Below are 9,122 nucleotides of genomic sequence, written 5' to 3'. Positions count from 1 at the left end.
TCGGCCTCCAGGCCTACGCGGACTTCGTCATGCGGCTTGCAGAATTTTTGAAAATAGCCCTCGAGGTCCGCTTCCGATCTCAGCGGGACCTGGGGATGCTGCTCCAAAAGTGTGCTCAAAAGGACTGACTCCCCGTTTTTTTTGGATTAGAATACCTTTTTTAAATAACGAACACAATCAGGCAAAATCCGTCATGAAAACCCTATTCGTTCTTGATCCCCTGAGCAAGCTGATGCCCGAATATGACAGCTCCCTGCACCTGCTCGCGGAATTGGGGCGCCGGGGCCATAAGACTTGGGCCGCGGACGTTCCGGACCTGTGGGAAAATACCGGAGATGTCTTTGCCCGCTGCCGGCCGGTAAGGCAGGTTTCCCCGCTCCATTACCGCCAGGGGCCTGCCGCGGCGCGCCGCCTCCGCGATTTCGATCTGGTGCTCGTGCGCAAAGAACCGCCCTTCGACAGCCGCTACCTCGCCATGACCTACCTGCTCGAGCGCGCGGCCCGCCATGTTTTCATTTCCAATGACCCGCGGGGCATCCGCAACAACAACGAAAAGCTGTGCTGCTTCCAATTCCCCCGGTGGATGCCGCGCACCCTTGTGGCGAGCGATGCCGGAACAATCCTCGCCTTCCGCCGGCAGCTGCGCAAAGACGTGGTCATCAAGCCGCTCGATTTAAAAGGCGGCGAAGGCATTTTCATTCTGCCCGGCGCGGCCCGGCAGGCCTCACGCGCGCTGGAAAAGGCCACGAAAAAAGGATCGCGGGTTATCCTGGCCCAGGAGTTTCTCGAAACCAAAACGCCGGGCGACAAAAGGATTTTTATTCTGGAAGGAAAATTTCTCGCGGCTTATGAGCGGCGTCCCAAGCCGGGCGAATTCCGCTCCAACCTGGGACAAGGCGGCTCCTTTCATGCCGTGGAATTAACGGCCCGCGAAAAACAAATGGTTCGCGAGATGGGACCTTTTCTGCGCAAAGAGGGATTGCATTTCGTCGGCATCGACGTGATGCAGGAAAAATTGCTGGAGATCAACGTGACGTGCCCCGGCGGCTATCCGGAAGCTATTCGGCTCTACCCGAAGAAGTTACTGCTTGAGGCTTGGGCGGATTGGCTGGAGCGGCGGGCGCGGAACCATCGGCGTTGAGTTTTTCCGCATTGCTGGGAACATACCCCATATAAAGAAGCCCCGCTTCGATCACTTCCTTGAAAACAGGCGCCGCGACGCTGCCGCCGTAATAGCTGGGTTTAGGATCGTCGAGCACGACGGCCATGACCAGCTGAGGGTCCTCAGCCGGAGCGAATCCGATAAACGACGCGATGAAGCTGTTGTGCGAATAGCCCCGCCCGCCGGGCAGGACTTTTTGCGCGGTTCCCGTCTTGCCGCCCACCGAGATCCCGTCGATGATGGCTTTTTTGCCCGTTCCTTCCTGAACCACGCGCACCAAGATGTCGTTCATCTTTTTCGCCACTTCGGGCTTGATGATCTGATGAACAACTTCCGGCTTTTTCTCCCTTAAAACGACGCCGTACTGGTCTTCCACGCGGGCGATGATGTAAGGCTTCACAAGATAGCCGCCGTTGGCGATAACCGAGTAAGCGTTGGCCATCTGCAGGGCCGTGACCATGACTTCATGGCCCATCGGGATATTGTATGGCGAAGTATTGGACCAGTCCTTGGGCTTGCGCGTAAAACCCGGCGCTTCGCCCGGCATGTCGATGCCTGTCGCTTTGCCGAAGCCGAAACCATCGATGTATTTTTGAAATGTCTCGTGTTGCAGCGTCGCGGCGATTTTGACCGCGCCGATGTTGCTGGATTTGATGAGCACTTCCTCGAAGGTCAGCGTCCCGTAAGGATGCACGTCGCGCAGCACGCGCGTGCCGTAGCGGTACTGCCCGTTTTCGCAGAAGAAGACGTCCTCCGGCGAGGCCGTGCCTTCGTTCAACGCGGCCGAAGTGGCCACGATCTTGAAAACCGAGCCGGGCTCGTACATGTCGGTCAGCACGCGGTTGCGGTGGCTTTCTTTGGAAGATTTTTCGAATTCATTGGGATCAAAACCCGGGCGGTTGGCCATCGCGAGAATCTCGCCGGTCTTGGGATTCATGATGATGGCGCTGGCGCCTTTGGCTTTCCACTGGACGTAGGCATTTTCGAGGGAACGCTCGGTCAGATATTGAAGGTACTGGTCGATGGTGAGCACCACACGGCTGCCGTTCACGGCAGGAACGGTCTTCAGTTCGAAGGCGCGGATCTCACGGCCGAGCGCATCGCGGCGCGTGTAGCGCACGCCCTCCTGACCACGGAGCTCCTTATTAAAAAAAAGCTCCACGCCTTCCAGTCCCTCATTGTCGATGTTCGTGAAACCCAGTACCTGGGACAGAAGGTCGCCCTGCGGATAAAAACGGCGGTATTCTTCGATCGTACCGAGCGCGGGATGGCGCAGCGCCTGAATCTTGGCCGCTTCTTCTTCGGAGATCTTGCGCTTGATCCAGACAAAGGCCTTGTTGCGGGAAAGACGCTCGTCGAGATAGTCGCGCGGCAGCTTGAGGATGACGCCCAGATCGCGGACAAGATCTTCTTTCTCCCCGTCGCCGAGCATGCGCGGGACGGCATAGACCGAAGGGAGCTTCAGATTGCTGGCGAGTTCCCGTCCGCGCCGGTCCACGATGGGGCCGCGCAGGGGCGGGATCTTGATCGTCAGCTGATGCTGCTTTTCCGCAGCTTCCATCAAGGAGGGCTGACGGATCACGGTGAGCTGGACGAGCTGATACGTCAAGAGAAGGAAAATCAGAACTACGCCGGCATTAACGGACCAAAACCGTTTTGCCGAAACCGATTGGGACATCAGGATTCCATTTTAGCCTGGGCCACCGCGACCTTGACCCAGCGCCCGAGGAAATCAAGCGGAGACTGGGTGAAACTCTGCGGGTTTACGTTCCTCATGGCAGCGTCCGCGACGGAGGGAAGCTCGGGGATGCGGACGACTTTGACCTGCCTGGGAAGCGTCAACTCCAAATTCATCTGGTTCATCTTCTCTTCCAGAAGGCGCGGCGCTTTGAGCTGCTCGACTTCGAATTTGATGCGACGGTATTCTTCGCTTCTTTCTTTCAGAAGACGGGCGTGCGCGTCCAGAGAATATGAAACCTGGAAAATCGCGACTTCCCCGTGCACGTATAGTACGACACAGGACGTCACGATTGCAACCGTAAGAATGACTTTAAGAGCGAATTTCATTTTTTTCCACCACGCGCAGTTTCGCGCTTCTTGCCCGGGAATTGTCCCGGATCTCTGCTTCCGAAGGAACTACCGGCTTTTTAACGATCAGCGTCCCTTCCTTCCGGAGCGCCCAATCCTTAAACTGATGTTTGACGATCCGGTCTTCGAGTGAATGAAACGAAATCACAGCCATTCTTCCGCCCGGCCTCACCCTTGCCCACAACACCGGCAACGCTCCGGCCAGGGAACCCAGCTCGTCATTGACCGAGATCCGCAGGGCCTGAAAAACTTTCGTAGCCGGATTGTGCCTCGCCCAGGGAGGCCTGTGCCCTTTTTTGAATCTCATCGAGACAGGCATTGCGCTTTCGATCACGCCTGCCAGGTCGAGCGTCGTCTCGATAGGCTTTTCCCGGCGCGCCTCGCAAATGCGTTCGGCAAATCTTCGGGCCCACCGTTCTTCGCCGTATCTCCGGAACAGGTCTTCCAAATCCGATTTTGAAAGATCGTAGATCAGGTCTTTCGCGGTCTTTTCGATTCCGGGATCCATCCTCATATCCAGAGGGCCTTCCCGTTCGAAACTGAATCCCCTCGCCGCGTCTTCCAGCTGGTCCGAGGAGAATCCTGCGTCAAGTATTACGGCATCCACAAAATCGATATTTAATGAATCCAGGACTTCGCTGGCCTTGCTGTAGTTCGCGTGATGCAGCGAAACGTCCCCACCTTCCAAAATCTTCCGGCATCGGTCGAGCGCGGCCGGATCGCGGTCGATCCCGATGAGCCGCCCCCCGGGCCGGATGCGCTTTAATATCTCCGCGGCGTGGCCTCCGCCGCCAAGGGTCGCATCCAAGACGCTCAAACCCGGTTTCAACCGGAGGCTTTCAACCGCCTCCGCCAGCAAAACGGGCTTATGCGACAAAGCTGCGGATGGCCTCTTCCTCGTTCGAGAACGATTCCATCAACTCGCCCACGCCGATCATGTTCAGCGCGGTCTTCACTTCGGGCCGCAGGTTGCAGAGCTTGATGTCGCCCTTGGCCGCGCGGACCTTCATGAGCCGGTCGACAAGGATGCCGAGCCCCGCGAGTTCGATGCGTTTCGTGCGCCCCAAATCCAGAAGCAACTTTTTGTGGTTTTTTTTGAGAAGACGGCTCAGGCGGTTTTTCATCCTGACCATTTCCAAAACGTCGAGATCGCCCTGGAAACGAAGCACGTCGACTCCCATCTTGCTCCTCGAACGATAGGCCATAATTCCCCCTTTATTTATTTTCATTGGACGAATCCATTAACTTTTCTGCCAAGTCTTCGAAGCTATCTTTGTTCTGACCAAAAAAATCATTCCACTTGTCCTGCGCCCAGATTTCGATCCTGTCCGAAACACCGATGATCATGACCTGTTCCTTGATGCTCGCGTATGACTTCAAGTATTCGGGAATCAAGATCCTGCCCTGCTTGTCGCAAACGACCTCACTGGCTCCTGAAAAATAAAGACGATTGAATTTCCTGGATTCCGAATTGGTAAAAGGCAACTCGCGGAATTTTTTTTCCTGGCTCTTCCATACTTCTTCGGTAAACACGAAAAGGCACTGGTCCAAGCCGCGCGTGATGTAGAACTTTTCAACATAACGCTCCTTGAAAATTTCCCGGAACTTCGCGGGAATGATCACGCGTCCTTTGTTGTCGAGGCTATGTTCGTATTCCCCGTAAAACATGCGCTTTAAACTCCTCGCTTACTCGCCACTTTCTACCACTTTTCACCACTCAATTATCGGCCGCAGTCTACTCTTGGCTTAACAATGAGTCAATATTTAATTTCTTATAGCAACTCTATACAATATATGGGGGTCATAGAGGAATGGATCAACAATATGTAGGTTTTTCTCTTAGGGGAGTAAAGTGGAGGAAAAAAACGCTGAAGCGGGGTTTATGAGGCTCTTTAGGAGGAGGCGAAACAAAGAAGGCTGCCTAGGAAGCCGGGGCAACCTCTTCAATATAGAGAAAGCGCAGGCAGTTTTCGCAGGCTACGAGGCTTTGGCCGCCCATGACTTCATTCAAAATTTGAGCGCGCAATTTAATTTTGCAGACGCCGCAGGTTTCGCCGACCACTTTGGCGAGCGCAATCCCCTGGCGTTTCTGGACCACAGCGTCGTACATCGTGCGGATCTCGGGATCGACCTGCGTGAGGATTTCCTGGCGCTGCTTCCGCAGCGTCTCGACGCTTTCTTTGAATTTTTTTTCTTTTTCTTTCAGCTCGCTTTCGAGCGTGCCGTAATCTTTTTCGCGCTGCTTCAGATGATCTCTTTCCTTGCGGACTTCTTCGTTCGCGGCCTCCACTTCATCCATGGCCTTGAGAATGCCTTCTTCGAGAAGGGAATTGTCGGCTTTGAGCGAAGCGATTTCCTGTTGGAGAGCGCTGTATTCTTTGTTGGTCTTCACCTGGGAAAGCTGGCCGTCCAGCTTCTTGACCTGGCCTTCTTTCTGGCCCAGCTCGCCTTCTTTTTCTTTTTGCTTGAGCTGGCAGCTTTTCAGCGCGGCTTCGAGTTCCTTGAGGCGGTTCTTCTCCCCTTCCAGCTTTTGCTTGAGGGCGGAAACTTCTTCGGGGATTTCGTTCAACCGCTCGGTGGCGAGATAAAGGTCGCGGTCCAGTTCCTGGACCTTTTTGAGAATTTCGATTTCGCTTTTAACTTTGCTCATAGAGAGGGACATTATAGCACAAGTTGGCGGCTTGGAAAGAGCCGGGATGAGAAGCGCTTGGGCGCGGGCATACCCGGTCCTCAGGCGCCCGGGGCAAGCTTGATCCCCCTGATTTCGAGCCCAAGCTCGAAGAATTCCCGCAGTTCTTCCTGGGAGAGCCTCGATTTGCGGTAAAAAGAGTAGGGTTCGTCTTCGCTCCTCAAAGGCCTTTCAACCGCGACAAGGGGCATTTCGGGAAGCATGCTTTCAAAATCCGTGTCTTGCGAAAAGATCTCCCGGAAGCTGACGGCTTTCTCGTCCCCCATGGCAAGGAAGTGATACTGAACCGCGCGAACGGAACGGCAGGCCTTCCATAGAAACTCATGGGCCGAGAGATCGCTTCCGGCTTGCGGCTGGTTTTCCATCCACGGGAAAAACAGAAAAATGTTTCTCGGGCCGGCCGCGTCCGTCACCCTTCGGATTTCCTCCAGGGCATTTTTTAAATCACCGGTTTCCGGGAATGCCGTGAAAATTTTGATGAGAAAGGCGGTGGCGCCTCTGCCGCCCGCCGTCCTCTCGGCCTCGGACTCGCCAAGCGCGCTCAAAGCCTCGGGAGTCAGCCACTGCGGGTAAAATTCCGCGGCCGCCTTGAGCACCGCCTTGCGTATTTCGGACGGCTCCATTTCGGTCCAGGAAATCGGCTTGCACACCCGGATCGGATTCATGATGCGGTCTCTGACGCAAGCTGCATCCACTGCAAAGTCATGAGCTCGAGCAGCGCGATTTTTTCCGGAATTTCGCCGGAAGAAATATCTTTCAGAAAAAGATGCTCCAATTCGAGTTCGTCGCCCCGTCGTCCGGCGTCGCGGTATGGATCGAGATAGCCCAGCCACACGAGCCCGACCCCCAGGCGCCTTGCCAGAAGCGAAGAAAATTTTTCGAAGAGAAAACAGCCGCTCTCTCCCTGCGAAGCGCCCTCGAAAATAAGAAAGTACTGCAAGCGGGGGTTCAGGCTCTGGACGCCCTTCACGAACTTATACGCTTCCATGAGGCTTTCGAGGTCGGGGCGGACAAGAAGCAGGCATTTGTCCAGCAGCGGCACGACCCGCGGAAGCCGCGCGGTCTGAGAAAAATCAGCATTGATAAACATAACGTGACGGGGCGACGATCCCGAATAATGGCGGTGGATGGGGCTTTCGCGGATCTTGTCGAATTCATCCCACGGCAGTCCCAGATGCGGCGTAGCGGACGGCAAAGGCCGGGCCGCCGTCTTCGGTTCGGCCTCGGCGCGTTCCCCCACGGTCAGGATGGAGCTGGGATAATGCGTTGAAACGAGCGCGGCAAGAATCCCGTTGAGAAAGAGAGCGTCTCCCGGATCTCCCGGATTGTAAATGCCGACCATTTTGATAAACATCTCGTTTTCCCGCGTTTCCAGGACGCCCGGGGACGGCCCGTTAAAAAGCTGCGAAACATCTTTCAGGCCTCGTTTGAGCTTTTTTTCGTCCGCAGGAACCATGTCACACAACCTTTAAGTAGGAATCCAATGTGCCGTAGGTGTTTTCTTTGACCTGCGGGTGTCCGGGGTCGACTTGCCATTCCCCGTCTACGATAAATTTATAACGGAATTCTCCATGCGGGATGGGAATGATCTTCTGCCATATCCCGCTGCTTCCGACCGGCTTGGCCATGGCTTCCGGCACCCAGTTGTTAAAATCGCCGGCGATCTCGACGGTCTTCGCGTCCGGGTTGAGGCATTGAAAAAGCACGCCGCCAATCGCCCGTCTCGGACCGAATTTGTTCCGCATGAAATTCCCCCAGCCCAGTTCTTCCATGGGAAACAGGAGATCCCATTCGCGTCCGAGATATTCGAGCGCGAGATTGAAATAATCGCGGAAGGCCTGCGATTCCGGGGCGTAATCCACGACGCTGCGTCCGGCGCTGGCCGCTTCTTTGAGCACCACGCTTTCGTGAATAATCGAGCGGAAAAGTTTTTCCTGAAAATGGCTTTTCACTTCTTCGTAGACTTCCTTGGCGAATTTCGTGCGCGAATCGAAAATCGTAAGCAGCGCATGAAGATGAAGGGGCGCCCTTCTCTTCTTGTTGAAGCGCTGGACCGTCTCCGTGATTTTGGCGAGTCCGTGAAGTGAAAAAAACGAGGGTTCGATCGGAATCAAAATTTCATCCGCGGTCTCGAGCGCGTTATAGGTCAGCACACCCAGGTTCGGCGGGCAATCGAGAATGATGTAATCGTAAGCCTGTTCGATTTTCAGCTTCGAAACGATCTGCTGGGTCAGCCTTCTCTCGCGGTCGGAGCAATGCGCAAGGTCTTCTTCCAGGCAGGAAAGGGACGTCGTAGCGGGAAGCACGTCGAAGTACGGATTCAACTGCTGGATGACTTCGGTGAGAGGCGGAGCCTGCTCAACGCCGACGCGGAGTAAATCGTAAACCGTAAAAGGCAGCATTTCCGAACGGATTCCGAGGCCGCAGGAGGAATGTCCCTGCGGGTCTAGATCAATCAAGAGAACTCTTTTTTTCAGGTGGGCAAGGCAGGCGGCAAGATTGATGCATGTTGTCGTTTTTCCACATCCCCCTTTTTGATTAGCGACCGCTAAAACTCTCACGCATCCCTCTTCGCGGAAATGAAAGCAAACAATAAGAAGAATTCCGTGCTCTAATTAACGGCCTCCCTTAGTAAAGCTTTATAGTAAGTTGTGTGTAATATTTTCGCCTACGTTCATTTCGGGCATCATCGGACAAGAAGGATCAGGCGTGCTGGGCGGCGCGGGCGGCTTCGATGCTGGTCAGGATGCGGTGGAAATATTCCCGCGCCAATTCGTAGTCATCGCGGGCACTCGACAACTTCCGCCACGGAGCAAAAGCGGCCGAGTCAATGGGACGGTAGCGGGGATCGATTTCGATTTTGATGACGGCATAGCGGGGCCACGGCGTCAGGGTGACTTTGACGCGGTAGCGCCGCGCGAATTTTTTTTGGGTCCGGATAATATAACGCTTTTGTTTTCTTTCGACGCTGTCCTCGATCCAGTTGCTTTCCACGACAAACTTCTCGGGATCCTGCTTGTCGATACCGTAGGGCGTGAGGACACTCAGGGCGGCCTGATAGACTTCCGGAGGCGGAGCCCCCACCTCTTCCTGGACGCTGACCGCGCTCGCAGACGGAACCGCGGCGGCAAATATGAGAATAGCAGCGGCAATGCCTTTCATTTTTCTCAGCATAAATCTCCT

General features: G+C 55.1%; 11 protein-coding genes. 1 reads left to right on the top strand and 10 read right to left on the bottom strand.

Features of this window, described 5'->3' with window-relative positions:
* Positions 1-193: 193 nt before the first annotated feature.
* Complete coding sequence (gene gshB, locus VL688_05510) at positions 194-1,141, top strand: glutathione synthase (protein ID HTL47503.1); 948 nt, start codon at positions 194-196, stop codon at positions 1,139-1,141.
* On the opposite strand, the gene VL688_05505 is transcribed toward gshB, so the two are convergent.
* From VL688_05505 to VL688_05460, 10 genes are all read right to left on the bottom strand, one after another.
* A complete protein-coding gene (locus tag VL688_05505) occupies positions 1,059-2,840 on the bottom strand; it encodes a penicillin-binding protein 2 (protein ID HTL47502.1) in 1,782 nt (593 codons plus the stop codon). The genes gshB and VL688_05505 overlap by 83 nt on opposite strands.
* A complete protein-coding gene (locus VL688_05500) occupies positions 2,840-3,229 on the bottom strand; it encodes a hypothetical protein (protein ID HTL47501.1) in 390 nt (129 codons plus the stop codon). The genes VL688_05505 and VL688_05500 overlap by 1 nt, the downstream gene beginning before the upstream one ends.
* Positions 3,213-4,067, bottom strand: coding sequence for a 16S rRNA (cytosine(1402)-N(4))-methyltransferase RsmH (gene rsmH / locus VL688_05495; GenBank protein ID HTL47500.1), 855 nt, complete (start codon positions 4,065-4,067; stop codon positions 3,213-3,215). The genes VL688_05500 and rsmH overlap by 17 nt, the downstream gene beginning before the upstream one ends.
* Positions 4,068-4,116: 49 nt before the next feature.
* Entirely contained in the window at positions 4,117-4,455 is a 339-nt protein-coding gene (locus tag VL688_05490; GenBank protein ID HTL47499.1) for an STAS domain-containing protein, read from the bottom strand.
* Positions 4,456-4,465: 10 nt separating this feature from the next.
* Complete coding sequence (gene mraZ, locus VL688_05485) at positions 4,466-4,918, bottom strand: division/cell wall cluster transcriptional repressor MraZ (GenBank protein ID HTL47498.1); 453 nt, start codon at positions 4,916-4,918, stop codon at positions 4,466-4,468.
* 253 nt (positions 4,919-5,171) lie between these two features.
* Positions 5,172-5,900 (bottom strand): C4-type zinc ribbon domain-containing protein, encoded by a 729-nt coding sequence (locus VL688_05480; GenBank protein ID HTL47497.1) that lies wholly within the window; start codon positions 5,898-5,900, stop codon positions 5,172-5,174.
* 80 nt (positions 5,901-5,980) lie between these two features.
* Entirely contained in the window at positions 5,981-6,604 is a 624-nt protein-coding gene (locus tag VL688_05475; protein HTL47496.1) for a hypothetical protein, read from the bottom strand.
* On the bottom strand, positions 6,601-7,395 hold the full coding sequence (locus tag VL688_05470; protein ID HTL47495.1) for a hypothetical protein: 795 nt from the start codon (positions 7,393-7,395) through the stop codon (positions 6,601-6,603). Before VL688_05470 ends, VL688_05475 begins: the two co-directional genes overlap by 4 nt.
* A 1-nt stretch (position 7,396) precedes the next feature.
* On the bottom strand, positions 7,397-8,500 hold the full coding sequence (locus VL688_05465) for an AAA family ATPase (protein ID HTL47494.1): 1,104 nt from the start codon (positions 8,498-8,500) through the stop codon (positions 7,397-7,399).
* Positions 8,501-8,642: 142 nt separating this feature from the next.
* Positions 8,643-9,113 (bottom strand): hypothetical protein, encoded by a 471-nt coding sequence (locus tag VL688_05460; GenBank protein HTL47493.1) that lies wholly within the window; start codon positions 9,111-9,113, stop codon positions 8,643-8,645.
* Positions 9,114-9,122: the final 9 nt, after the last annotated feature.

It is taken from the genome of Verrucomicrobiia bacterium (genome assembly GCA_035495615.1).
In the GTDB taxonomy this organism is placed as follows: domain Bacteria; phylum Omnitrophota; class Omnitrophia; order Omnitrophales; family Aquincolibacteriaceae; genus DATJFP01.
This window is presented reverse-complemented; position numbering and strand designations above follow the sequence as displayed.